General features: G+C 70.2%; 25 protein-coding genes. 7 read left to right on the forward strand and 18 right to left on the reverse strand.

Features of this window, described 5'->3' with window-relative positions:
- Positions 1 to 45: 45 nt before the first annotated feature.
- The 9 genes from JOF40_RS06255 to JOF40_RS06295 all read right to left on the reverse strand — a co-directional run bounded on the left by JOF40_RS06255 (position 46) and on the right by JOF40_RS06295 (position 7,904).
- Positions 46 to 873 (reverse strand): ABC-2 transporter permease, encoded by an 828-nt coding sequence (locus JOF40_RS06255; protein WP_129181093.1) that lies wholly within the window; start codon positions 871 to 873, stop codon positions 46 to 48.
- On the reverse strand, positions 870 to 1,796 hold the full coding sequence (locus JOF40_RS06260) for an ABC transporter ATP-binding protein (protein WP_129181095.1): 927 nt from the start codon (positions 1,794 to 1,796) through the stop codon (positions 870 to 872). Before JOF40_RS06260 ends, JOF40_RS06255 begins: the two co-directional genes overlap by 4 nt.
- A 93-nt stretch (positions 1,797 to 1,889) precedes the next feature.
- On the reverse strand, positions 1,890 to 2,402 hold the full coding sequence (locus JOF40_RS06265) for a hypothetical protein (protein WP_129181097.1): 513 nt from the start codon (positions 2,400 to 2,402) through the stop codon (positions 1,890 to 1,892).
- A gap of 4 nt (positions 2,403 to 2,406) precedes the next feature.
- Positions 2,407 to 2,916, reverse strand: a complete 510-nt coding sequence (locus JOF40_RS06270) for a hypothetical protein (RefSeq protein ID WP_129181099.1) — start codon at positions 2,914 to 2,916, stop codon at positions 2,407 to 2,409.
- Positions 2,913 to 3,404 (reverse strand): hypothetical protein, encoded by a 492-nt coding sequence (locus JOF40_RS06275; RefSeq protein ID WP_129181101.1) that lies wholly within the window; start codon positions 3,402 to 3,404, stop codon positions 2,913 to 2,915. Before JOF40_RS06275 ends, JOF40_RS06270 begins: the two co-directional genes overlap by 4 nt.
- Entirely contained in the window at positions 3,401 to 5,086 is a 1,686-nt protein-coding gene (locus JOF40_RS06280; protein ID WP_129181103.1) for a Tle-like phospholipase domain-containing protein, read from the reverse strand. The genes JOF40_RS06275 and JOF40_RS06280 overlap by 4 nt, the downstream gene beginning before the upstream one ends.
- Positions 5,083 to 5,379 (reverse strand): type VII secretion target, encoded by a 297-nt coding sequence (locus JOF40_RS06285; RefSeq protein WP_129181105.1) that lies wholly within the window; start codon positions 5,377 to 5,379, stop codon positions 5,083 to 5,085. The genes JOF40_RS06280 and JOF40_RS06285 overlap by 4 nt, the downstream gene beginning before the upstream one ends.
- A gap of 126 nt (positions 5,380 to 5,505) precedes the next feature.
- Positions 5,506 to 7,341, reverse strand: coding sequence for a phosphoenolpyruvate carboxykinase (GTP) (locus tag JOF40_RS06290; protein ID WP_129181107.1), 1,836 nt, complete (start codon positions 7,339 to 7,341; stop codon positions 5,506 to 5,508).
- Positions 7,342 to 7,499: 158 nt separating this feature from the next.
- Positions 7,500 to 7,904 (reverse strand): cyclic nucleotide-binding domain-containing protein, encoded by a 405-nt coding sequence (locus tag JOF40_RS06295; RefSeq protein WP_129181109.1) that lies wholly within the window; start codon positions 7,902 to 7,904, stop codon positions 7,500 to 7,502.
- A 138-nt stretch (positions 7,905 to 8,042) separates the two neighbouring features.
- On the opposite strand from JOF40_RS06295, the gene JOF40_RS06300 reads away from it, so the two are divergent.
- Positions 8,043 to 9,575: an adenylate/guanylate cyclase domain-containing protein gene (locus tag JOF40_RS06300; protein WP_246152791.1), complete on the forward strand. Its 1,533-nt coding sequence runs from the start codon at positions 8,043 to 8,045 to the stop codon at positions 9,573 to 9,575.
- A 67-nt stretch (positions 9,576 to 9,642) separates the two neighbouring features.
- On the opposite strand, the gene JOF40_RS06305 is transcribed toward JOF40_RS06300, so the two are convergent.
- The gene (locus JOF40_RS06305; RefSeq protein WP_129181114.1) at positions 9,643 to 10,239 is read right to left on the reverse strand and encodes a TetR family transcriptional regulator; all 597 of its coding nucleotides are present in this window, start codon (positions 10,237 to 10,239) and stop codon (positions 9,643 to 9,645) included.
- 106 nt (positions 10,240 to 10,345) lie between these two features.
- Here JOF40_RS06305 and JOF40_RS06310 point away from each other — a divergent pair, with 106 nt between their 5' ends.
- A complete protein-coding gene (locus JOF40_RS06310; protein ID WP_245343099.1) occupies positions 10,346 to 11,767 on the forward strand; it encodes an MFS transporter in 1,422 nt (473 codons plus the stop codon).
- Between the two features lie 48 nt (positions 11,768 to 11,815).
- Here the strand turns inward: JOF40_RS06310 and JOF40_RS06315 are convergent, their stop codons facing one another.
- Entirely contained in the window at positions 11,816 to 12,469 is a 654-nt protein-coding gene (locus tag JOF40_RS06315) for an NUDIX domain-containing protein (RefSeq protein ID WP_129181117.1), read from the reverse strand.
- Positions 12,470 to 12,554: 85 nt separating this feature from the next.
- Here JOF40_RS06315 and JOF40_RS06320 point away from each other — a divergent pair, with 85 nt between their 5' ends.
- On the forward strand, positions 12,555 to 13,352 hold the full coding sequence (locus JOF40_RS06320; protein WP_129181119.1) for a cyclase family protein: 798 nt from the start codon (positions 12,555 to 12,557) through the stop codon (positions 13,350 to 13,352).
- Positions 13,353 to 13,407: 55 nt separating this feature from the next.
- Here the strand turns inward: JOF40_RS06320 and JOF40_RS06325 are convergent, their stop codons facing one another.
- From JOF40_RS06325 to ligD, 4 genes are all read right to left on the reverse strand, one after another.
- Positions 13,408 to 13,740 (reverse strand): STAS domain-containing protein, encoded by a 333-nt coding sequence (locus tag JOF40_RS06325; RefSeq protein WP_129181121.1) that lies wholly within the window; start codon positions 13,738 to 13,740, stop codon positions 13,408 to 13,410.
- Positions 13,737 to 16,025 carry a SpoIIE family protein phosphatase gene (locus JOF40_RS06330; protein ID WP_129181123.1) on the reverse strand — a complete coding sequence of 763 codons (2,289 nt, stop codon included), beginning with the start codon at positions 16,023 to 16,025 and terminating at the stop codon, positions 13,737 to 13,739. The genes JOF40_RS06325 and JOF40_RS06330 overlap by 4 nt, the downstream gene beginning before the upstream one ends.
- Before the next feature lie 188 nt (positions 16,026 to 16,213).
- The gene (locus JOF40_RS06335) at positions 16,214 to 16,732 is read right to left on the reverse strand and encodes a hypothetical protein (protein ID WP_129181125.1); all 519 of its coding nucleotides are present in this window, start codon (positions 16,730 to 16,732) and stop codon (positions 16,214 to 16,216) included.
- Positions 16,733 to 16,784: 52 nt separating this feature from the next.
- Positions 16,785 to 17,741, reverse strand: a complete 957-nt coding sequence (gene ligD / locus JOF40_RS06340) for a non-homologous end-joining DNA ligase (RefSeq protein ID WP_129181127.1) — start codon at positions 17,739 to 17,741, stop codon at positions 16,785 to 16,787.
- Between the two features lie 233 nt (positions 17,742 to 17,974).
- On the opposite strand from ligD, the gene JOF40_RS06345 reads away from it, so the two are divergent.
- Positions 17,975 to 18,754 carry a sigma-70 family RNA polymerase sigma factor gene (locus JOF40_RS06345; RefSeq protein ID WP_129181129.1) on the forward strand — a complete coding sequence of 260 codons (780 nt, stop codon included), beginning with the start codon at positions 17,975 to 17,977 and terminating at the stop codon, positions 18,752 to 18,754.
- 110 nt (positions 18,755 to 18,864) lie between these two features.
- On the forward strand, positions 18,865 to 19,089 hold the full coding sequence (locus tag JOF40_RS06350; protein WP_129181131.1) for a hypothetical protein: 225 nt from the start codon (positions 18,865 to 18,867) through the stop codon (positions 19,087 to 19,089).
- On the opposite strand, the gene JOF40_RS06355 is transcribed toward JOF40_RS06350, so the two are convergent.
- Positions 19,080 to 19,583 (reverse strand): hypothetical protein, encoded by a 504-nt coding sequence (locus tag JOF40_RS06355; protein WP_129181133.1) that lies wholly within the window; start codon positions 19,581 to 19,583, stop codon positions 19,080 to 19,082. The genes JOF40_RS06350 and JOF40_RS06355 overlap by 10 nt on opposite strands.
- Positions 19,584 to 19,744: 161 nt before the next feature.
- On the opposite strand from JOF40_RS06355, the gene JOF40_RS06360 reads away from it, so the two are divergent.
- The gene (locus tag JOF40_RS06360) at positions 19,745 to 20,494 is read left to right on the forward strand and encodes a GAF and ANTAR domain-containing protein (RefSeq protein WP_209674413.1); all 750 of its coding nucleotides are present in this window, start codon (positions 19,745 to 19,747) and stop codon (positions 20,492 to 20,494) included.
- Here JOF40_RS06360 and ku read toward each other — a convergent pair.
- Positions 20,487 to 21,413 carry a non-homologous end joining protein Ku gene (ku, locus tag JOF40_RS06365; protein ID WP_129181137.1) on the reverse strand — a complete coding sequence of 309 codons (927 nt, stop codon included), beginning with the start codon at positions 21,411 to 21,413 and terminating at the stop codon, positions 20,487 to 20,489. The two genes, JOF40_RS06360 and ku, sit on opposite strands and share 8 nt — an antisense overlap.
- A 70-nt stretch (positions 21,414 to 21,483) precedes the next feature.
- The gene (locus tag JOF40_RS06370) at positions 21,484 to 22,209 is read right to left on the reverse strand and encodes a CatB-related O-acetyltransferase (protein WP_129181139.1); all 726 of its coding nucleotides are present in this window, start codon (positions 22,207 to 22,209) and stop codon (positions 21,484 to 21,486) included.
- Positions 22,210 to 22,232: 23 nt separating this feature from the next.
- Here JOF40_RS06370 and JOF40_RS06375 point away from each other — a divergent pair, with 23 nt between their 5' ends.
- Positions 22,233 to 22,859, forward strand: a complete 627-nt coding sequence (locus JOF40_RS06375) for a Pr6Pr family membrane protein (protein ID WP_129181141.1) — start codon at positions 22,233 to 22,235, stop codon at positions 22,857 to 22,859.
- The last annotated feature ends 59 nt before the right edge of the window (positions 22,860 to 22,918 follow it).

A 22,918-nucleotide genomic window follows, 5' to 3' on the forward strand; every position in this document is an offset into this window, starting at 1 on the left:
GCACCACTCGAGGACAGGAACGCACCACTCGCGGACGTCCGCGGGCTACTTCACCTCGGAGCGCATCAGTGCCCACAGTCCGACGGTCATCGGCACGACGAGCCACACGACGGTCGTGACCGCGAGGTGGGCCCACTGCGCCGAGGTCAGGCTGCCGTTGAAGAGGGCCGCCTGGGCGTAGTTGACGTCGACCCAGGGACGCAGGTCGCTGAACCACTGCTGCGTCTGGGCCAGCAGCTCGGTGAGCCCCGACAGGACGAAGGAGTAGACGAAGTACGCCACGATCGCCCCGGCGGAGTGCCGGATGACGGCGGCCAGCATGAAGCCGATCAGCATCCCGAGGGTCTGCGCCAGGCCGATGTTGACGATGTCGCCGGCGGTCATGTCCCACACCTGGTCGACGCCGGCGATCGCCGAGCCGAGCACCGTCCCGACCGCGCCGATCGCAAAGGCCAGCACCGTCGAGACGACGGCGATGCCGATCGTGACAGCGGCCTTGGCCCCGATGACGCGAGGTCGGTTCGGCACGAGCGTGAACGTCGTCAAGCCGCTGCGCTGGGTCCATTCGCCGGTCACCAGCAGGATCGCGATCATCGGCAGCAGCACCGTCATCGGGAAGCCGACCGCCCCGGAGAACGTCGAGTACGTCAGCTGGGAGTCAGGCGACCACAGCAGCACCGCGACCGTGGCGAGCAGGCCGATGATGCCGACCGAGGCAAGGAGCCAGAAGCCCGCCCGGGTGTCGAAGCACTTGCGCAGCTCGACCGACACGAGTCGCGAGAACGGGATGGGCTCGGGGACGGGCCGCGGTGCGCGCTGCGCGACCGCGGACGACGTGGGGGCGGCGACGGGGCTGGTGACGGTCGTGCTCATGCTGCTGCTCCTTGGTTGACGATGGTCTCGCGCTGGTCGTCGGCGGTGAGCTCGAGGAACATCTCCTCCAGGCCCGCCCCCTCGGCGGCGCGCAGCTCGAGGAGGGGGATGCGGGCGTCGAGGGCGACCGATCCGACGAGCTCGGCGTCGGCCTCGACGCGCAGGGCGTCCGTGCCGCCGGCTGCCCCGCTCGGGCTGCAGGCGATGCCAGCGGCGGTCAGGGCGGACGACAGGCCTGGGACGTCACGGGTGCGCACGAGCGTGCCGGCCGAGGCGAGCAGCTCGGACTTCGTGCCCTGCGCGACGATGCGTCCGTTGCCGATCACGACGAGGTCGTCGGCGACCACCTCGATCTCGTGCAGCAGGTGCGACGACAGCAGCACCGTCGCCCCCTGGTCGGCGTAGCCGCGCAAGAGGTCGCGCATCCAGCGGATGCCTGCGGGGTCGAGGCCGTTCGCCGGCTCGTCGAGGATCAGCACCTCGGGGTCACCCAGGAGGGCGGTCGCGATGCCGAGGCGCTGCCGCATGCCGAGCGAGTAGTTGCGCACCCGGCGGTCGGCCTCGGACGACGTCAGGCTGACCTGGGCGATCATCTCGTCCACGCGGCTCGCGGGCAGGCCCATCGTCCGCTGGGCGATCGTCAGGATCTCCCGGCCGGTCCGTCCCGCGTGCTGGGCCGAGGCGTCGAGCAGCACGCCGACCTCGCGGCCGGGGTTGGGCAGGTCGGCGAAGCGGCGACCACACACGGTGGCCGTGCCCGAGGTAGGCGGCGTGAGGCCGACCATGACGCGCATCGAGGTCGACTTGCCGGCGCCGTTGGGGCCGAGGAAGCCGGTGACCCGACCGGGTCGAGCGGTGAACGAGACGTCATCGACGGCCCTGAAGGCCCCGTACGTCTTGGTGAGTGATTCGACGGTGATCATGCGACGACTGTGTCGCCAACGGGTCGGTCACCACATCGGGGACGACGCTGGTCGCACCCCTGACACGACCCTGAGCGGCTCGGGGTTCGGGCGTCAGCGTGAGTTGGGGTTGACGCACCCGAAGAGGTCGTAGGCCACGTCGGAGTCGTCGATGCCGTCGGCCCACGCGGTCCATCCCGGATCGGCTGGGGGTTGGATGTCGAAGAACGGCTGGGAGAACGTCCCCAGTGGCGCGAGCGGCTTGCCATCGGCGTCGAGCACGACGTAGACGGGTCCTTGGACACCCTGCAGCTTGGTGGGGACGTCGGCGTCCTGGATGTAGACGGAGACGAGCAGCACCATGAGCTCGGCCGCGCCGTACTTGCGCTTCGACTCGGGGATGGGCCGGGTGGCGGCCTTCACGAACTCGATGTGGTCGGTGACGCTGTCGCCGTCCTTGAAGTTGGTGCGGGCCGTCGACATGATGTCGCTGACGACGGCCTTGTCGGCGTCGTTGCAGATGCCCCCCTCCCTGCCCCGGGACGCCGATGTTCCGCAGGCGGACAGGGCGGCGACGGCCAGGGCCAGGGCGACGATGCCGCCGGACGACCGGGGGTGGGCGGTCACGTCGTCAGCTGGGCTTGACGCACCCGAAGAGGTCCAGGGCGACGTCGGAGTCGTCGATGCCGTCGGCCCACGCGGTCCAGCCCGGGTCGGCAGGTGGCTGGATGTCGAAGTAGGGCTGCGAGAACGTCCCGAGGGGGGCGAGAGGCTGGCCGTCGGCGTCGAGGACGACGTAGACGGGCCCCTGGACGCCTTGGAGCTCGCTCGGGACGTCGGCGTCCTGGACGAAGACGGAGACGAGCAGCACCATGAGCTCGGCAGCACCGTACTTGCGCTCGGACTCGGGGATGGGGGCCGTCGCCGCCTTCACGAGCTCGAAGCGGTCGGTGATGCTGTCGCCCTGCTTGAAGTCGGTGTTGGCCTTCGCCATGATGTCGGCGACCACGGCCTTGTCGGCGGTGTCGCACGTGAGGTCGTCGTCGCTCCCCGGGCCCGATGACGACCCGCAAGCCGACAGCACGAGGGCCGCCGCGACGAGGGGAACGACGGACGTGCGGCGGTGGCGGTGCAGTGTCATGTCTCGTCCCAGGTCAGGTTGGCAGCGGCGAGGTCGAAGTCCTCGACCTCGAGCGGCTCGAAGGTGTGATCGAATGCCATGCATCGCACGACGAGGATACGTCCGGTCTCCGGGTGGGCCACGCCGTAGGTCACGACGTCCTGCTCGGAGCCCTCCTTGGCACGTCGGTCTCGCACCACGGTGTAGCCCTTGCCGTTCGGCACGGTCTCGCCGTCCAGCCCCAGACGGGTGCGGACCCCCGCTGCCGAGGCGTCACCGTGCGACTCGCCCGGCGGCCAGATGAAGACGATCGCCGCCGCGCTGCTCGACTGGACCCGCAGGAGGAGCGTCTTCGCGCCGGCGGCCCGCAGGGAGTCCAGCCATGCGTCAGCCTCACGACCGCCATCAGGCAGCATGTCGGACAGGGCGGACACGGCGGCCGGGTCGTCGAGCTCGGCCTTGAGCCACCTGCCGGGCAGGGCGAACCGGACGGAGGGGATCGGGCTCACTGCACGCCCACCTCGTCGAAGTCGAACCTGTCGAGGGAGTGCCCCCCGTAGAAGGATCCCTCCGTGGTGCCCACCGTCAGGTGGGCACCGCTGGCCGGCCGGACGTCGGCAGCGTATTGGCCGATCGTCAGGGGGTCGGTGTCGGTGTAGAAGTTCACGATCTGCTCCTCGGACTTGCCCTTGCCGCCGGCATCGAGAGCCGCGTTGTAGTTGCCCTCGCCGACGCCGGCCGCGTTGAAGGTCGTGGCGGGATAGCCGGTCGCGATGCTCGCGGTGCTGGCGAGCGATCCGCCGAGGGAGTGCCCCGTGAAGCTGAGGTCGTAGTCGTTGGGGTGGTCGGCGGCGATGCGGCGGGCCAGGTCGATGGCCTGCCTGCCCTGCGAGTTCGCCAGGTCGAGTGCGTTGAGGGCGTCCTCGCGGATGTCGTCGAGCTCCTCGGGGTTGGTCCCGCGGTAGGAGACGACGATCTCCTTGGTCTTGGTGTTCGTGAACACCGTGGCCGAGAACCCGTCGGTGCCCGGGTACTCGACGGCTTTCCAGCCCGGGGGGATGGTCTTGCCGTCCACGCCGTAGGCGAGGTTCGCCAGCGCGAGGCGCTCCTTCACGTACGACGGGTAGGCCTCGTCGTACGTCCACCGCCGGAAGGCAGCCCGGTCGAGGGCCCGGTCGTCCTCGACCCGTCGGTCGACCGGGCCGCCGTACTTGGCGCGCAGGACGATCGCGATGGCCGCGATGGCGGTGACGCCGACGTCGATCAGGAAGTCGATCACCTCGGCCACGGTCTTGCCGATCGAGATCAGGAAGTCGACCGTCGCGTCCCACGCGTCGGCCACGGCGTCGAAGACGATCTGGGCCGCGTCGGCGACGAGGTCTGCGACCGAGCTGGCGATGTCACGACCCAGGTCGAGCAGCGCGTTGACGGCGTCTCCCGCCGCGCGCAGTGCGTCGGAGATGGCCTCGGCGAGGGCGTCGCCGACGGCCTTGAGCGCGTCGACGGCCCACTGGATGGCACCGCCGACGAAGTCGATCACCTTGTCGATGCCGTCGAGGAGACGATCGATGCCCCACTCCGCGGCGTCGCCGATGGCGCTGGCGACGCTCTGGGCGGTCGCGACCACGAGGTCGTCGTCGAGGACGGGCTTGTAGACCGGCGTGGGAGTGCTCGGATTCCAGTCGAGGAGGCGCTCGATGAGCTCTTCGGCCAGCCAGCCCAGCCCGTCGGTGGCAGCTCCCGTCACCTTGCTGGCGAGGCCGCCGATCACCGGGATGTCCTCGACCTTGTCGTCCATCGACTCGATCGCGGAGCGGATCTCCGAGGCCAGGGTCTGTGCGCGGGACTTGCCGTCGCTCTTGTAGGTGTCGAAGGCGCCGTCGATGTCACGGTGCGCGCGCTTGGAGATCTGCTCGGCGGCGTCCCACTCGTCGCAGTAGCGGCCGATCAGTCCGGCTGCCTTGCGATGCGTGGCGGAGATGCCGTGGAGGGCCGTCCGTGCTGCGCCGACCCGGGCGTCGAAGGCCTCGGCCGTGACACCTTGCCAGTCAGCCGCCATCTGCTGGGCGATGCGGTCGAGCTCGGTCGACTCGGCGAGGACCTGGGTGGCCCGCACGTCGAGGTCGCGCTCGGCCTCGAGCATCGTCGCCCGGTCGCCCCCGGGCACCGGGACCTCCGGCCAGTCGCTCACGGCGTCTCCGGGACGGAGTCGGCCAGGGCGATATCGGTCTGGTCGATCGCGTCGGCGGCCATCGTGACCTCGCTGGCGAACGCACCCAGGTTGGTGGCGATCTGGGGGTGCGTGCGCTTGAGGGTCGTCAGCAGCTCGGCAAGCGCCGTCTCGAGGGCTGGTTGGCCGATGTCGTCCGCGGCAGCGCGCAGGCTCGACTCGGCAGAGCTGAAGGTGGACACGAGACGGTCGGCCATGGTCTGGACCTGCTTGCCGCCCCCGCGTACCACGTCAGTATCGACGCGCAGATTCATGGGGCGAGGTTAGCACCGAAAGGCTGTCTGCGCGGGGTGTGTCGAAAGGCCCCCTCCCGAGGACGGGAGGGGGCCTTTCGACAGGCTCAAGGAGCGCGAGAGCGGCTCAAGGAGCCGAGGGGCGACTCAGGCGTCGGCCTCGAGATCGGCCTTGACGCGGCGGTGCGCCTCCCAGATCTCCTCCGGGAGGTCGTGGAACGCCGCGAGGTGGACGTCGCGGTTGGCGATCTCCTGCTGCCAGCGCGCATTGTCGATCGTCAAGATCGTGTCGAGGTCGTCGGAGTCGATCTCGAGGCCCTCGAGGTTGAGCTCCTCGCGCGTCGGGATGATGCCGACCGGCGTCTGGCGTCCGGAGACCTCGCCGGCCTTGAGCTGCATCAGCCACAGCAGCGGGCGCAGGTTCTCGCGGTAGCCGGGCCACAGGAAGCGGCCGTCGTCGCCGCGCTGGAACCAGTTGACGTGCGCGAACATCGGCACCTCGGTGGCCTGGCCGATGATCTTGAGCCACTGCGCGGCGTAGGCGCCCTCGGGGTACGACATGAACGGACGCATCGACATGGGGTCGTAGCGCAGCTGACCGTCGACGCCCTCGGCCGCGAACGTGGCCTCGGCACCCAGGGTCAGGCCGTCGTAGACGCCCTCGGCGAGGTCGGTGATCGCGCGGATCAGCGGCTCGCGGTCACGCGTGCGTCCGCCGAAGATGATGGCGTCGATCGGGACGCCCTGTGGGCTGTTGTAGTCGGGTGCCACGTTCGGGACGTTGTCGAGCGTCGTGGTGAACCGGCTGTTGGGGTGCGCCCACGGCGAGTCGTCGCCCTCGGCACGCTCCGAGATCTTCTCGCCCTTCCAGTCCTCCCAGCCCGTGACGTCCTCGGGCGGGTTGGGCGTCTTGCCCTCCCACCAGACCTCCTGGGTGTCGGGGTTGTAGGCGATGTTGGTGAAGATCGCGCCGGTGCCCGCGTCGACCGAGTGCAGCGCACCGGGGTTGGTGGCCTCGTTGGTGTCCTTGGCCACGCCGAAGACGCCGAACTCGGGGTTCATGCCGTAGAGCTTGCCGTCGTTCTCGTCGACCCAGAGCCACGCGATGTCGTCGCCGTAGAAGTCGACGTAGTAGCGGTCGCCCAGGGCGTCGGGGGCCAGCGTCATGGCCAGGTTGGTCTTGCCCGACGCGCTCGGGAAGCCGCCGCAGATGTGGTACTTCTTGCCGGTCTGCTTGTCGGTGATGCCGAGCAGCATGAACTGCTCCGACAGGAACTTGCCCGACGCCCAGCCGTCGTACGCCGCCTGGCGCAGGCCGTGGGCGATCTTGCCGAGCAGCGCGTTGCCGCCGTAGGACGAGCCGAAGTGCAGGATCGTGCGCTCGTCTGCGACCGTCACGAAGTAGCGGGCGTCGTCGGCGGTGCCGTGACCCAGGTTCTCGAGGTCGCCCGTCACGTGGACGGCGCGCACGAAGCTGTTGGGGTCGGCCAGGTCGTTGATGTAGTCGATGCCGACGCGGGCCATGCGGATCATGTGCATGACGACGGTGCGGGAGTCGGTCAGCTCGACACCGGCGGCGAACGCCTCGAGCGGCGAGCCGGGAGGTGCCATCAGGTAGGGGACGACGTACATCGTCTTGCCGGCCGACGCGCCGCGCATCTTGCCCTCGAGCAGCGGCTTCATCTCCGACGACGGGCGCCAGTTGTTGTAGACGCCGGCGTCGCTCGGGTTGCTCGTCGCGACGATCGTCCGCTCCTCGGAGCGAGCCGTGTCCTTGTGGTAGCTGCGCGAGTAGTAGAGACCCTCGCCCGCGGGCTGCAGCTCACCGGCGGCGAGCGCCTCCTCGGCCAGCCGTGCGTCGTCGGATGCGCTGACGACCTCGACCCGCTCGGCCCCCGTCAGGTCGGCCCAGTAGGCGACGTACTCCCGCACGTGGGGGTTCGTCAGTCCGGCCTTGTCCAGTGCTGCCTCAACGTCTGCCATCGCCTGCATGCCTCTCGTGTGGTGAACGCGTCCGTGAACGACGCATTTCACCAGAGAGTACGCGGGCGTCGCGGCGCGACGGCACCGCCCAGATTGTGCTACGCGGACAACAAATTGACCGCCCGGGGACGCGGCAACTGGGCGGGCCGCGGCCAGTTCTACTGGATGCGGCTGGTCGCGTAGGCGCGGAGCGTGTCGGCGAAGGCCTTGTCGTGCTCGAGCAACGACGCGATCGCGTCCTCACCGAGACGCAGCACCCGGATCTGGGCCGCCGCGACCGCCGACGCGTTGCGCAGGCTGTGGTTGACCAGCGCGATCTCGCCGAAGACGTCGCCAGCTCCCAGCTCGGCGATCGTCGTGCCGGCCTTGCGGATCTCGACGGTGCCCGACAGGACGATGTAGGCCGAGTCGGCCGGGGTCGTCTCCATGATGACCGACCAGCCCTCGGGGATGTTGACGGCGGTGCCGACCGTGGCGAGCTGCTTGACCAGCGACTTGTCGAACGAGGTGTGCTCGGCGAGCGCCTTGACGACCTCCGGATCGGCCTTCTGCTTGGGTGCCATGTCGACGTCCTTTCGAGGGGGAGTGGTGGCCGCGACGCGGGCCGTCAGGTGTCGTCGCTCACACCGTAGCGGCTCGCGTCACTATATTGGCGGTGCAGCAGGGGCCGTGGACCTTCCACGACGAGAGACGGAGTCATCGTGGCGAGAGCTCGCAGGCTGGGCAGTGACCTGCTGCTCGGCTCACCCGACCAGCCGAGCGGACGGTTGCGCATCCGCATCCAGGTCGTCCTGACGGTGCTCCTGGTGGCGACCAACGTCATCGGCGCGGTCATCGTCGTCGGCATCACGCTGCTCGTGACGCCGGGCGGCGGTCCCAACTCCGGCTACCTCACCGCGATGGCCATCGCGGTGCCCGTCTACGTCGGGGTCGCGGTGCTGATCGGTGCCGTCGTGGTGACAGCCAGCGCGTTGCGGGCACTGCGCTGGTCGATCGAGGACCAGGAGCCCACGGTCGATGAGCGACGCACCGCGCTGCGGCTGCCGTGGCGGCTGACGCTGATCCAGCTGGTGCTGTGGATGGGCGGTGTCACGACGTTCACGATCCTCGCGATCATCCTGCAGCCCGAGGCCGTGCTGGGCGTCGTGTTCGCGGTCGGCATCGCGGGGCTCGTGGTGTGCGCGATCGCCTACCTGTTCACCGAGTTCGCGCTGCGACCCATCGCCGCCCGGGCCCTGCAGGGGCGGGCGTCGGCCGACGAGATGGGCGTCGGCGTGCAGCGCCGCATGCTGGTGTTCTGGGGGCTCGGCACCGCCGCGCCGATCCTCGGCCTCGTCGTCGCGGCGCTCGCGGCGATCTCGCGCGACGACACCAGCATCGTCCGGCTCGCCTCGACGGCGCTCGGGCTGGCCGGGATCGTGCTGATGTTCGGCCTGCTCGTGACGGTGCTCAACGCGCGGGCCGTCGTGTCGCCGATCATCGCGGTGCAGGAGGCGCTCGAGCGGGTCAAGGAGGGCGACTTCGACGTCGAGGTGCGGGTCGACGACGGCACCGAGCTGGGGCTGCTGCAGTCGGGCTTCAACGAGATGGCGCAGGGCCTGCGGGAGCGCGAGCAGATCCGTGACCTGTTCGGCCGGCACGTCGGGCAGGCGGTCGCGAAGGCCGCCACCGACGGCAACATCGAGCTCGGCGGCGAGACCCGCACGGTATCGGTGCTGATGATCGACCTGATCGGGTCGACGACGTACGCGACGACGCGCTCGCCGGCCGAGGTCGTGGCGATGCTCAACCGGTTCTTCGCGGTCATCGTCGAGGAGGTCGACGGGCACCGAGGGCTCGTCAACAAGTTCATGGGCGACGCCGTGCTGGCGATCTTCGGCGCGCCCAACGAGCTCGACGACCACGCCGGGGCGGCGTTGTCCACGGCGCGCCGGATCGCGGAACGACTGGCCGAGGAGGTGCCCGAGATCGGTGCCGGCATCGGCGTCTCGACGGGTCAGGCCGTGGCCGGCAACGTCGGGCACCGCTCGCGGTTCGAGTACACCGTCATCGGCGACGCGGTCAACGCCGCGGCGCGCCTCACCGAGCTGGCCAAGGAGGTCGAGGGCCAGGTGCTCGTGGCCACCGCGAGCGTCGAGGCCGCCACAGAGGACGAGCGACGCCACTGGACGCCCGACGCCTCCCCGGTGCTCCGCGGCCGGTCGGAGCCGACCCCCACGTCCCGCCTCGCCTGACCCCGAGATGTCGGCACTTATCGACCTCGTCGATCCGTTCTGAGGTCGATGAGTGCCGACATCTCGCTCACTGGAGCGGGTTCACGGCCCCCATCGCCTCGTCCAGCAGGGCGGCCAGGGACGTCTCTGGGTGGGTCGCCCAGGTGGTCTGGGCGACCTCGAGGCAGGCGATGGCGCTGCTGGTGACCGCCGCGGCCCGGAGGTCGGAACCGGACGACGCGTGCTGCCGAGGCAGTCGCTCGGCCACGAGGGGCGCGAGCAGCTCGAGCCACAGCCGTCGCCGGGCCTCGACCGTCGTGCGGAGCGCCGGCTCGTCGCGCAGCATGACCTGCAGCCGGCGCGACATGTCCTCGTGCTGTTCCTGCAGCGAGACCGTCTGGTCGAAGGCTGCGCGGAGGGCCGGCCATGCCGCCTCGTCGGCCGGACGGTCGCGCAGCGCGTCGGCGACGAGGCGGCCTGAGGCCACGATGCGGTCGAGCACGAGCTCGTCCTTGCCCGCGAAGTATCGGAAGAACGTGCGGCGCGACATGCCGGCGGCCTCGGCGATCTGGTCGACCGTCGTGGCCTCGAAGCCCTGCCGGGCGAACAGCGCCCAGGCCTGCTTCGACACCTCGTCGCGGACGGCTTCGCGGGCGTGGTCGCGCAGCGTCATCTCGGTGGGCATGGCGCGAGTCTAGCCCCGGTGGCACGCAGAGACGAGATTGGCACTCAGTGACAGAATGGCTTATCGTTGCGCCGTCCTACCATCTGTCCGGAAGAAGAAGCTCGCCATGACCGCACCGTCCGCCTCCGTCGCGGCACACACCTCGTCCCGCAGGGCGACCCTCGAGCTGTTCGTCGTCGGGCTGGGCGCACTCGTCGTGGCGCTGGCCCAGACGGTGCTGATCCCCGTGCTGTCGATCCTGCCGGCCGATCTCGACACCTCCGCCAGCAACGTCAACTGGCTCCTGACATCGACCCTGCTCGTGGCGGCAGTCTCCGTCCCCATCCTCGGACGCCTCGGCGACATGTTCGGCAAGCGTCGGATGCTGCTCGTCGCGCTCGGCGCCCTGATCGTCGGATCGCTGATCACGTCGTTCAGCGACCACATCGGCGTGCTGATCGTCGGTCGCGCCATCCAGGGTGCGTCGGCCGCCGCGATCCCGCTCGGCATCAGCCTGCTCGCGACCGTCATGCCGCGCGAGCGCGTCGGGTCGAGCATCGCCCTGATCAGCGCGATGCTCGGCGTGGGCGGTTCGCTGGGCTTGCCGCTGGCCGGTTTCGTGGCCGAGCACGCCGACTTCCACGTGCTGTTCTGGATCACCAGCGCAGCCGGCATCGTGGCCTTCCTCGGCATCCTGCTGATCGTCCCCGAGGCGCCGGGCCGTAGTGGCGGCCGCGTCGACCTCGTCGGTGCGGCGCTGCTCGCTGCCGGCCTCGTCTGCCTGTTGCTCCCGCTCGCCCAGAGCTCGTCGTGGGGCTGGGACGACGTGCGGGTGTGGGGTCTGCTGGCCGCCGCGGCGGGGCTCATCGCCGTGTTCGGATGGAGCCAGACCCGCATCGACGACCCCTTGGTCGACCTCCGGGCGCTGCGTCGTCCGCCGATCGTCCTGACCAATGCCGCCTCGATCCTGTTCGGCTTCGCCCTGTTCGCCTCGTTCATCGGCACCGCGTCGTACGTCGAGGCCCCCGAGTCGAGCGGCTACGGCTTCGGCTCGAGCCTGCTGGTCGGCGGCCTGGCGATGCTGCCCGGTGGCCTCATGATGCTGCTGTTCGCACCTGTCGCCGCCAGGCTCATCGGCACCCGCGGGGCACCGCAGACCCTCGCCCTCGGCGCGCTGGTCGTGGCCGTCGGATTCGCCGCCCGCATCTTCGTGCACGAGTCGCTGTGGCAGGTCATCGTGGGATCGACCATCGTCGGCGTGGGCACGGGCATCGGGTACGCCGCGATGCCGTCGCTGATCAACACGCACACGCCTCCCGACGAGACGGGTGCCGCCAACGGCCTCAACACCCTGTTCCGCAGTCTCGGCAGCTCGCTGGCCAGCGCGATCGGCGGCAGCATCCTGGCGGGCTCGACCGTCATCGTCGGCACCTTCGCGGTGCCCTCGCTCGACGCGTACCGGCTGATCTTCGCGCTCTGCGGCGCAGCGGCGGTGCTGGCGGCGGCCTTGGTCATGCTGATCCCGCACCGACCGGCGGCTGCTGCCTGAGCTGGTGCCCTGTCGACAGGCTCAAGGGGCGGCGGCCTTTCGACAGGCTCAGGGGGCGAAGGGGCCGCTCAGGACGGCCCACTGCAGCAGCATGATGGTCTTGGCGTCGACCACGGTCGTGCCGATGCCGGCGAGCGCCTCGTCGACCGTCAGCTCGACCAGCTCGATGTCCTCGCCCTCGGCCTCGATGCCGTGGTGGGTACCGTCGACGTCGTCGCGCACGTAGGGGGCGGCGTAGAAGTGGATCTTCTCGGTCACCGAGCCGGGGCTCATGAAGACGTCGAAGACGTGCTCGACCTCGCCGACGGCGACCCCGGTCTCCTCGGCGGCCTCGCGGCGAATCGCGGTCTCCGGATCGTCCTCGTCGAGCAGGCCCGCGGGTGTCTCGAGCAGCATTCCGTCGGGGTGCCCGTTGACGTAGACGGGGTAGCGGAACTGGCGGGTCAGTAGCACCGTGCGCCGTGAGATGTCGTGCAGCAGGATCGTCGCGCCGTTGCCCCGGTCGTACGTCTCGCGGCGCTCGGTGCGCCACGTGCCGTCGGATCCGCGGATGTCGAGGGTCGTCGCACGCACGACGTACCAGTCGCTCGCGAGCAGCTCGACGTCCTTGACGACGACATCGGGGTTGCGGTCGAGACCCAGCCCCGTGAGGTGCAGGCCCGTGCGGCCGCGGCGATCGGGCTGGTCCACTCCGGCAGTCATGCGACAACCCTGACACGCGGTCGGTGCGGCGGGCGCACCTGCTCGACCCGTGCGAGTGTGGAGGCCCGACCGATGGGAGCACGCCATGGCCGCGTCACTCGAGAACGCCGATCGTCACCCCCTGTGGGCCCTGCAGCGGCACCTCGTCGAGCGCCACGTCTGGACCGACCTGACGCACGCGTTCCACCCCGGGCAGCCGCACTTCCCGGCGTTCCCCGACGAGGAGCGCACCCAGGTCTTCGACGTCGCCGCCGACGGCTTCGCGGTGCACCGGCACACGATCGTCGGTCAGTGGGGCACGCACGTCGACCCGCCGTCGCACTTCGTCGACGGCGCGCGGACGCTCGACGCCATCCCCGTCGACCAGATGATCCTTCCGCTCGTGGTGCTCGACATCTCGCACCGCGTCGCCTCCGACCCCGACGCCGTGCCGACCCTGGCCGACCTCGCCGGATGGGAGCAGCGCAACGGGACCGTGCCGGCCGGGTCGTTCGTCGCGCTGCGCACCGACTGGTGGAAGCGCTGGCCCGATGCGGCGGCGATGGAGAACCGCGACGCCGACGGTGTCAGCCACGCACCCGGTTGGTCGCGTGAGGTGCTGGAACGGCTCGTCGACGCGGGTGTCACGGCGGTGGGGCACGAGCAGACCGACACCGATGCCGGCAGCTCCACGTCGGCCGGCGACTACGGGCTCGAGCTGTTCTGGCTCCAGAACGACCGGTGGCAGATCGAGCTCATGGCCCGGCTCGACGAGGTGCCCGAGGCCGGTGCGCTCGTCGTCGCGTCATGGCCCAAGCCGCGAGAGGGCTCCGGGTTCCCGGCACGCGTCTTCGCGATCCATCCCGCCGCTGCCGAGCCGTCCGACCCACCGCGCTGGGCCTGACGTTCCCGCAGACACGCCGCCGGCGTGTCTGCACGAACGTCAGGCCCAGCGGGGATCAGGCGGACGCGGCCTCCTCGACCGTCGGGTACAGCGTGAAGACCTCTTCCATGCCCGTGATCGACAGGACGCGCCGGACGATCGAGCTGGCCCCCGCGATGCGGAACTGGCCCTCGTCGCGGGTCAGCTGCCACCCGCTCACGAGGGCGCCGAGGCCCGAAGAATCCATGAAGTCGACCCCCGACAGGTCGATGATGATGCGTGCCGCCGGGTCGTCCACGCGGTCGACGATGTGCGATCGCAGGGTGCGGGCGGTCTCGACGTCGATGTCGCCGGTCAGCTCGATGACGTGGAAGTCGCCGCTCGCGCGGTCGGCGATGGTCAGGCTCATGCGGATCCCTCGGTGTGGTCAGGTCGTGCGGCGGACCGGCGCAGGGCGACGATCGTGAGGTCGTCGTCGAGCGTGCCCGGGACGGCGGTGAGCAGGTCGTCGATCCAGTCGTCGAGGGTCGCCGACCGGTCGGATCCGGCGGCGGCAGCCGCCAGCCGGTCGATCGAGACGTCGATCTCGATGCCGCGGCGCTCGACCAGCCCATCGGTGTAGGCCAGCAGGATGTCGCCCGCCGCCAGCGTGAGCCGGTCGGTGCGGGCCGCGCCGTGGGCGACGCCCAGCAGGGGACGCCCGGCCTGCTGGAGCGGGCGGCACACGCCGTCGCTCAGCACGAGGGGCGGCGGGTGGCCGGCGTTGGCGAGCTCGACCTCGCCCGTGCGCGGGTCGAGGGCGATCACGACGACCGTCGCGGTCTGCCCGGGCAGCATCGACTGCACCAGCACGTCGAGACGATCGACGCAGTCGGCGGGCGAGTGCCCGTCGATCATGTAGGCACGCAGCGCGGTGCGCACCTGCGACATCGCCGTCGCGGCCGTGACGCCGTGGCCCGCGACGTCGCCGACGCTGATGGCCAGGCGACCGTCGGGGAGCGAGAAGGCGTCCCACCAGTCACCGCCCAGCTGGCTGCCCTTGGCCGGCCGGTAGCGTGCGAGGACGTCGTGGCCCTCGACCGCGGGCGCCTCGTCGAGGACGACGGTGCGCTGCAGCGACTCGGCGATCGCGGTGTGCTCGTGCGTGCGGCGCAGCAGCTCGCTCGACAGGTGCTCGCGCAGGCTCTCGGCGACGGCGACCTGCCAGCTGGTCCACGGGGCACTGCGACCGCGCACGACCTGGCGCCACTTGGCGAACGACTTGCGGGGGCTGAGCCGGACGTTGGGGTCCTCGGCCAGGGCCAGTGCCTTGTTGGTCGGGTCGCCGCCCCAGTCGACCGTCCGCTCGATCTCGGGACGTAGCCACAGCATCCACCGGTCGGGTCCGTTGCCGATGTGCAGCGCCCCGGCCGCGACGTCGGCGACACGGGCCAGCTCGGGTGCGAGCGACGACAGGCGGTGGGTCGAGGTGGCACGCCCGGACGCTCCGCCCAGCTGACGCGCGATGACGTGCAGATCGGCCTCGGGGGGCACCTCCCCCCGGGTCAGCAGGCGACCGTCGACGTGCAGCGCGACGCCCTGCGCGTCGACGAGCGAGAGCAGACGAGGGTCGTCGATCAGGGCGTCGTAGACGGGGCGGGTGTCGGCCGCGAGCGCGGCGGTGAGGCGTGCCAGCGCGACGCTGGCCCGCAGCTCGTCGACGTGACCGTCGGCCTTCTCGCGGTCGTCGATCAGCTGCGACGCCGTCTGCCCGAGGAACTCCGCGGCGGACCGGGCGTCGTAGGGCACCCGCAGGGGGCCGGAGTAGTGGTGGCACGCGACGAGCCCCCACAGCAGCCCGTCCTTGACCATCGAGACCGACATCGACGCGTCGACGCCCATGTTGGACAGGTACTCGATGTGGATCGGCGACACGCTGCGCAGCACCGAGTGCGACAGGTCGAGCGGGGCACCGGTGCCGGGGTCGACAACGGGCTCGAGCGCGACCGGGACGTAGTGGATGTCGGCGATGAGCCGGGTCCAGTTGACGGTGTAGAGCCGCCGGGCCTGGGCCGGGATGTCGGTCGCGGGATAGTGCAGGCCGAGGAACGGGTTGAGGTCGTCGCGGCGGTCCTCGGCGACGACCTCGCCGTTCCACTCCTCGTCGAAGCGGTAGACCATGACGCGGTCGAAGTCGGTCAGCAGCCGGATCTCCGACGCGAGCTGCTGGCAGAGCTCGGCGGTGGTGGAGGTCTGCGTCAGCCGGGTGACGGCGGCCCGGGCCGACCGGTACGACACGGTCTGGGTCGGCACCGGCACCGAGACGGGCTCCACCTCGACGACGACGCGGCTGCCGGACCGGTGGACGATCAGGTCGACCTCGCTGCCCGCGAGGCCCCCGGCACCCGGCGGCATCGTGGTGCGCAGCGGCGTGCCCATGTCGTCGGCCTCGACGGCCCGCGCGACGAGCTGGTCCGGGCCGGGACCCAGCACGTCGCGAAGGTGCTGGTCGACGGGTCCCTGCCCCGCCGGGCCCAGCAGCCGCGCGCAGTTGGCCGATGCCATGACGACGACGTGGTCGGCGTCGAGAGCGAGCAGCAGACCGTGCGGCTGGATCGCCCCCGGGACGTGGATCGGCTCGCGATCGCACGTCGTCAGGTCGGGCGACGAGTAGGCCGGCGTGTGGCTGGCGGTGGTGTGCGGAGCAGGGGTCACGGGCGTCTCTCTCCCAAGGAGCACCGCCTGCTGGCTCAACCGGTTCCCGGCCACGGTATCGGTAGTGGCCTCCGCCCGCGTGTCAGGCCACGCAGGACCTGCACGGCGTCCTGCAGCAGCTCGGCGGGCGGGCAGGGAAAGGATGCTCCCTGATACCCCGCCCGCCGGGTGCTCGACCCTCGTGGTTGCTACTTCTTGTGCTCGCCGTCGACCGGCTCACCGACGACGTCGGTCGGTGCCGGCGGGGGCGTGGTGGCGGCCGGACGCGGCGCGGGGGCCACATAGGGCGCAGGAGCGTCGCCGCGGCGCTTCAGGATCGCGAAGGCCGCTGCCCCGGCACCCGTCAGGATGCCCACGGCCGCGACGCGACGCAGACGCTTGCGCGGCGGCTTGACCTTCTCGGGCAGACGATCCTGCACGGGCTCGGGCAGCCGGTTGAAGAGGTCGTCGCGCAGGTCGAGCAGCTGGTGCCTGTCGGGCAGGTGCGCGGCGATCTGGTCACGGACGGCGGGTGCGCGGTCGGCGACCTGCTTGCGCAGGTCGTCGGAGTGCTTGCGCAGCTCGCCGGTCTGCTCGAGGATCTGGTCGCGGACGACCGGTGCGCGGTCGGCCACCTGCTTGCGCAGGTCGTCGGTCTGGGAGGCCAGATCGCTGAGCTGAGCCTCCAGCTTGTCGCGCAATGTCTTCTTCTTGAACGGCCTGGTCATGTCGTGCTCCCTTGTTCATCTCGTGGTTCAACGGTGGTCTGGGTCGTCCCGGTCACGACGACGGTGACGTCTCGACACTGTCATCTCTCGCCCCGTCGTGCTCGATGGTGTCAGATCGTGGGTTGCCTGAACCCAGCTCGGCGAGTGGGTCCTTGCGGCGCTTCATGCGCGTGACGACCTCGTCGAGGGTCAGCTGACGCAGGTCTGGGCCGAGCTCTCGCCACGTGCGGGGCACCGCGACCTGCGGGGTCGTCGTGCCGCGCAGCGAGTAGGGCGCGACTGTCGTCTTGTTGCCGTTGTTCTGGCTCCAGTCGACCAGCACCCGTCCGACCCGCTCGCTCTTGCGCATCGAGCTCACGACCAGGTCGGGCAGCTCCGACTCGAGGGTCTGGGCGACCTGGTGGGCGAAGGCGTTGACGTAGTCGGAGTCGTGCGTGCCGTCGAGGCGCGCGTACAGGTGGATGCCCTTGCTGCCGCTCGTCACGGGCAGCGCGCTGAGGCCGATGTCGCTCAGCAGCCGCTTGGCGCGCCGGGCGACGTCCACGCACTCGGGCAGGCCCGTACCGGGCCCGGGGTCGAGGTCGAGCACGAGCCGGTCGGGGTGACGGCGGGCGTCGCCGCGTCCGACCCGCCACTGCGGCACGTGCAGCTCGAGCGCCCCGACCTGCCCCGCCCAGGCGAGCGCCGCCGCGTCGTCGAAGACGGGATAGGCGTTGGTGTGGTCGCTGTGCTCGATCGTGACGCGGCGGATCCACGACGGTGCCGACTCCGGCAGGTTCTTCTCGAAGAACACCTCGCCGGGACGTCCGGCGGTGCCGACGCCGTCGACCCAGCGCTTGCGGGTGACGATGCGATCGGCGACGTAGGGGAGCAGGTGCGGGGCGATCGCGACGTAGTAGGCGATGACGTCCGCCTTGGTCGTCCCCGTGGCGGGGTAGACGACCTTGTCGGGGTGGGTCAGGCGCAGCCGGTGACCGCCGATCGAGACGTTCTCGACGCTGCTGGCCATCGGATGTCCCCTCGCAGTCGGCAGGTCGGCACGTGTCTCAGCGAATCCTTACCCCGGGCCCGGCCGACGAAACCCCTCCGGCCGGAGCAGTTCTGCCCGATGTGGTCCGATCGGACCACCTGACGTAGTTATTTCCTACTGAACAAGTCTTGCGCAACCTTGCCGATCAGTGCGATGGTGGCAGAGCTGGTTGAGCAGATGCCCGCACTGGATCAAGACCCAGGAGGGTTTCCGTGCATTCTGCTCCCGCACACACATCGATCCACACCGACGACGCCGACGTCACGTCGCTGCTCGAGGCCGCCGCAGCCGCGGAGCCCGCCGAGCGCACGCGCCTCGAGGACGAGATCGTCCGCCGTCACCTCGGACTCGCCCGTCACCTCGCAGGCCGCTACGCGGGTCGAGGCGTCGACCGCGACGACCTCGTCCAGGTCGCCAACTTCGCGCTCGTCAAGGCCATCCGTGGCTTCCACCACGACCGCGGCGAGTTCGTGCCGTTCGCGACCGTCACGATCCTCGGCGAGATCAAGAAGCACTTCCGCGACCACTGCTGGAGCGTGCGCCCGCCGCGCCGCATCCAGCAGCTGCAGGCTGACATCACGGCAGCGTCCGAGCGTCGGCTGCAGAGCGACTCGCGCACCCCGCTGGTCGCCGACATCGCGAACGACGTCGACGCCTCGGAGGCCGACGTCCGCGAGGCCATGGCAGCTCGTGGATGCTTCTCGCCGACGTCGCTCGACCAGCCGATCCGCGAGGGCGGCCAGCCGCTCGGCGAGACGCTGAGCTGGGAGGAGACCAGCTACGCGTTCATCGACGACTGGGTCACGGTCGGCCCGCTGTGCCAGGACCTCAGCGACGACGAGCGTGAGCTGCTGCGGCTGCGGTTTGTCGAGGAGCGCACGCAGCAGGAGATCGCCGACCTGGTCGGCGTCAGCCAGATGCAGGTGTCGCGCCGCCTCACCAAGCTGCTCGAGCAGCTGCGGTCGCGCGCCGCCGTGGACGACGCGGCCTGATCGTCCCGGGGGGTCGGTCTCGCCGGGCACGATCGGCTGGCGCTTGGTAGCGTCTTCTTGCCGGTTCAGCAGCAGCCGTTGGCTTCGTGCTGTCCTGAAAGGCTCGTCGTTTGACCCGCATCACCCTGAGATTCGCGCTCAGCGGACCTGAAGCGCAAGCAGATCTGTTGCGCGAGTTCGCCATGCACGACGGGGTCGAGATCAGGCCAGCTGTGCAGGCGGGAGCGCCCGTCATCGAGGTCGAGACCTTCGACACCGTCACGACCGCGTGGGACGTGCGCGCGACGGTCGGGATGTTCGACGACGCCGCCGTCGAGCTGGACGGTCAGGAGTGACCGCGGTGCCGCCCGGGCGCGTAGGTCTGCGTCGAGAAGGAGGGCGCGGACGTCCACGCCTCCTGGTGCCCGATCTCGTCGGCGATGGCCGAGGCCAGGTCGGTCGGCCGGATCATCGGCACGGCGTCGCCGTCGCCCGTCCGCAGCCCGAGGGGGGAGTGCCAGATCATCGACACGTCGTGGTGGTCTCCGCAGCGGCGGCACAGCTCGTCGAACCGGGCGCGCAGGTTGTCGTCGTCCGACGTCGCGGACACGACGACGACGTGCGTCGGTGCCACGTCGCGGGAGGCGAGGTCGGCCATCGCGTGCTCGCCGGGCACGGTGTCGATGCGGACGATCGCGTTGGTCACCGAGGTCAGCCAGCCCGTGCGGGTCGTCACGGCGTGGGTGCTGCAGCCGCGTCGCCCGAGCTCGTCGCTCAGAGCGGCGTCGAGCAGGTCGCGCACGCCGAACAGCGTCACCGTCGGGCCCGAGAGGTGAAGGTCGGTGGTCAAGAGAGCCATCCCTTCGTCGGAGTCGCGATGACCGGTGCCATCTGTCCGGACGACCTCATATGCTTGGGTCGGCGGCGCTCCGGGTCAGAAGTACCCTTGACCTCGGCGCACAAACCATGGTCGACGATGCCGGTCGGTCGCCCCGCCGGGCCGAGGTCGTCATGACCAGGCGCATAGACCTCCGAAAGGCCTCCGCGATGGACACCTCGACGTTCTTCTCCGAGATGGCGCTCGACCTGCACGACGCGCCGAATGCCGAGAGCACGATCGAGCGCATCGCGGAATACGCCAAGATCGCGACGAGCTGCGACGAGGCCGGCATCATGCTGGTCCACGCGCGCAACCAGATCGAGACGGCCGCCGCGACGTCGAAGCGGGTCGGCGAGTCGCACAACCTGCAGATCGTCCACGACGAGGGCCCGTGCCTCGACGCGATCGAGGGTCAGGACCACTACATGTCCGACGACGTCAGCGTCGACCCCCGGTGGGAGAAGTGGGGGCCCGCGGTCGCCGAGCTCGGCATGCGCAGCGTGCTCAGCCTGCGCCTGGCCACCAAGTCCCGACGCTACGGCTCGCTCAACCTCTACGCCGAGAAGGTCGGTGCCTTCGACGATGATGACCTCGCGGTCGCGACGATCTTCGTGCGGCACGCGTCGATCGCGATCGCCAACGCCCACAACGAGGAGGGCCTGCAGGTCGCGATCGACGCGCGCAAGCTCATCGGCCAGGCGCAGGGCATCCTCATGGAGCGGTTCAGCATCGATGCCGACCGGGCCTTCGAGTTCCTGCGCCGGCAGTCGCAGACCCACAACGTCAAGCTGCGCTACGTCGCAGAGTGGGTCGTCGACCACCGCAACTCGCCCGATGCGACATTCTCGGTGCCCGACGACCAGAGCCAGCCCGTCAGCTAGCCCGCTTCTTGGCCGGAGCCTTCTTGGCGGCGGACTTCTTCGCGGCCTTCTTGGCCGGCGTCTTCTTCGCGGCAGCCTTCTTGGCAGGGGTCTTCGGGGTCTTCGTCGCCGCGGCCGATGACGTCTTCTTCGCGGTCTTCTTGCGATCGATGCTGCGCTTGAGGGCCTCCATCAGGTCGACGACGTCCGCATCGTCCGCATCGTCGTCCTGCTCGCCGAACGTCGCATCGGTGTCGAGCGCGGCACCCTGCTCGAGCTTGGCCTCGACGAGGGTGCGCAGCTGCTCCTGGTACTCGTCGGTGAAGGCGGCGCTGTCGAAGTCGCCGGTCAGCGAGTCGACCAGCTGGGCGGCCATGTCGCGCTCCTTCTGGCTGATGCGGGGGGTCTCGCCCAGCACGTCGAAGGCAGGGGAGCGCACCTCGTCGTCCCACAGCAGGGTCTGCAGCAGCAGGACGTCGCCCCGCACGCGCAGCGCGGCGAGCCGGGTCTTCTGCCGGAGCGCGAACCGCACGATCGCGGTGCGGTCGGAGTCCTCCAGGGCGCGCCGCAGCAACGTGTACTGCTTGAGGGTCTTGGCCTCCGGCTCGAGGTAGTAGCTCTTGTCGAGGCGGAGCAGGTCGACCTGCTCCGCCGGCACGAACTCGACGACCTCGATCTCGTGGTTGCGCTCGGCCGGCAGCGACTTGAGATCGGCATCGGTGAGGATGACGGTCTGCTGGCCGTCGTCGTAGGCCTTGTCGATGTCGCTGTACTCGACGACCTCGCCGCACACCTCGCAGCGCCGCTGGTAGCGGATGCGGCCACCGTCCTTGGCGTGCACCTGGTGCAGGGGCACGTCGTGGTTCTCGGTGGCGCTGTAGACCTTGACCGGGACGCTCACCAGCCCGAAGCTGATCGCGCCCTTCCAGATGGATCGCATCCTCCAGTCAATCGCGACCCCGCGCGGTGCGCAACGCAGGCGCGACGAGGACGTCCGGGCGAGCTGCGAGTCAGCGGGAGAAGAAGCGTCGCCGGGGGGCCTCCGGCGGAGGGATCTCGACGAAGCCGGGGTCGTAGGGCTCGAGACCGCGCTCGATGCGTGGTCGCAGAGCAGTGACGGCGGCAGCCGGGTCGTCGAACGGGATGCCCGCGAGCTGGTTGGGCGAGTGCCGCCACCACTGCAGGGCGATGAGCTCGTCACGCAGCTCGTCGGGGAGGCGCTTCTTGATGACCTTGGCCGGGAGGCCTCCGCAGATCGTGTACGGCGGCAGGTCCTTCGTGACGACGGCATTGGCCGCGACGATGCAGCCGTCGCCGATCGTGACGCCGCGCAGCACGACGACGCCGGCACCGAGCCACACGTCGTTGCCGATCGATGCGCGGTCGGGTCCGACGCTGCGGAACGACTGGCGTCCGTCCTTCTCCGGGTCGATGACCTCGGACTCGGCGGCGGCCGGGTGCCAGCCCCACGTCGCCTGCTTGTACTGGAACGCCGAGACGCCCATCCAGGTCAGCGGGTGACCCGTGGCACCGACCGTCGAGTTGTTGCCGATCTCGCTGTACCGGCCGATGTCGGCGGCCTGCACCTCGACGTGCTGGCCGAACTCCGTGAAGCACCCGACGCGCGTGTCGGACCGCAGCAGCAGGTCTCCGAGCACCCGCACGGGGGGCTCGACGAGCAGTCGGGACGACCCGACTCGACGGACGTGATGCTCTCCACGGATGTGCTCGGACACTCCCGGAGACTATCGTCAGCCCGATGACACGGACCTGGCACGCTCTCGTCGCGGCCCTGACCGCGGTCGCCCTCGTCGGGCAGACGGTCATCACGATCGACGAGGGCCGGTCGTTGGCCAACTTCCTCAGCTACTTCACGATCGAGTCGAACATCCTCGTGCTGGTGACCTCGCTGCTGCTGGTGCAGCGACCCGATCGCGGCGGCACGGCGTTCGGCGTCCTGCGGCTCGCGAGCCTGACCGCGATCACCGTGACGGGCCTGGTCTACGCCACGGTGCTCGCCGGCAACGGCAGCTTCGAGGGCGCCGAGTGGTGGTACGACAAGATCTTCCACTACGTCGTACCGGCCATGTCGGTCATCGGCTTCGTCGCGCTGACGCCGCGCACCCGGCTCGACCGGACGGCGATGTGGGCGCTGGCCTTCCCGGTGGCCTGGCTGGCCTACACCTTGGTGCGGGCCGAGGTCGCCGAGCCGGTCTTCGTCCTGACGCCCACCACGACGGCCCCCGTCCCCTACGGCTTCCTCGACGTCGCCGATCTCGGAGGCGTGACGGTCACCGTCATCTGCCTCGCACTGACCGCGGTGGCCGTCGCGATCTCGACCGGATACGTCTGGCTGAGTCGCGGCGTTGGCGCTCGAAGGCGCTGAATCAGTAGGTGGAATCGCTCCTGAGGACCTGATCCGTCGTGGCTGTTCGGCTCGACCAC

Source organism: Aeromicrobium fastidiosum (assembly GCF_017876595.1).
Classification (GTDB): domain Bacteria; phylum Actinomycetota; class Actinomycetes; order Propionibacteriales; family Nocardioidaceae; genus Aeromicrobium; species Aeromicrobium fastidiosum.

Excerpts from the sequence above, each read along its gene's own strand:
- JOF40_RS06335 (WP_129181125.1), bottom strand. The coding sequence starts at position 16,732 with ATGACCAGGCCGTTCAAGAAGAAGACATTGCGCGACAAGCTGGAGGCT.
- JOF40_RS06305 (WP_129181114.1), bottom strand. The coding sequence starts at position 10,239 with ATGCCCACCGAGATGACGCTGCGCGACCACGCCCGCGAAGCCGTCCGC.
- JOF40_RS06295 (WP_129181109.1), bottom strand. The coding sequence starts at position 7,904 with ATGGCACCCAAGCAGAAGGCCGATCCGGAGGTCGTCAAGGCGCTCGCC.
- JOF40_RS06260 (WP_129181095.1), bottom strand. The coding sequence starts at position 1,796 with ATGATCACCGTCGAATCACTCACCAAGACGTACGGGGCCTTCAGGGCC.
- JOF40_RS06375 (WP_129181141.1), top strand. The coding sequence starts at position 22,233 with ATGACACGGACCTGGCACGCTCTCGTCGCGGCCCTGACCGCGGTCGCC.
- JOF40_RS06315 (WP_129181117.1), bottom strand. The coding sequence starts at position 12,469 with ATGACTGCCGGAGTGGACCAGCCCGATCGCCGCGGCCGCACGGGCCTG.
- JOF40_RS06320 (WP_129181119.1), top strand. The coding sequence starts at position 12,555 with ATGGCCGCGTCACTCGAGAACGCCGATCGTCACCCCCTGTGGGCCCTG.
- JOF40_RS06310 (WP_245343099.1), top strand. The coding sequence starts at position 10,346 with ATGACCGCACCGTCCGCCTCCGTCGCGGCACACACCTCGTCCCGCAGG.
- JOF40_RS06290 (WP_129181107.1), bottom strand. The coding sequence starts at position 7,341 with ATGGCAGACGTTGAGGCAGCACTGGACAAGGCCGGACTGACGAACCCC.
- ligD (WP_129181127.1), bottom strand. The coding sequence starts at position 17,741 with ATGGCCAGCAGCGTCGAGAACGTCTCGATCGGCGGTCACCGGCTGCGC.
- ku (WP_129181137.1), bottom strand. The coding sequence starts at position 21,413 with ATGCGATCCATCTGGAAGGGCGCGATCAGCTTCGGGCTGGTGAGCGTC.
- JOF40_RS06255 (WP_129181093.1), bottom strand. The coding sequence starts at position 873 with ATGAGCACGACCGTCACCAGCCCCGTCGCCGCCCCCACGTCGTCCGCG.
- JOF40_RS06285 (WP_129181105.1), bottom strand. The coding sequence starts at position 5,379 with ATGAATCTGCGCGTCGATACTGACGTGGTACGCGGGGGCGGCAAGCAG.
- JOF40_RS06270 (WP_129181099.1), bottom strand. The coding sequence starts at position 2,916 with ATGACACTGCACCGCCACCGCCGCACGTCCGTCGTTCCCCTCGTCGCG.
- JOF40_RS06360 (WP_209674413.1), top strand. The coding sequence starts at position 19,745 with ATGACCAGGCGCATAGACCTCCGAAAGGCCTCCGCGATGGACACCTCG.
- JOF40_RS06325 (WP_129181121.1), bottom strand. The coding sequence starts at position 13,740 with ATGAGCCTGACCATCGCCGACCGCGCGAGCGGCGACTTCCACGTCATC.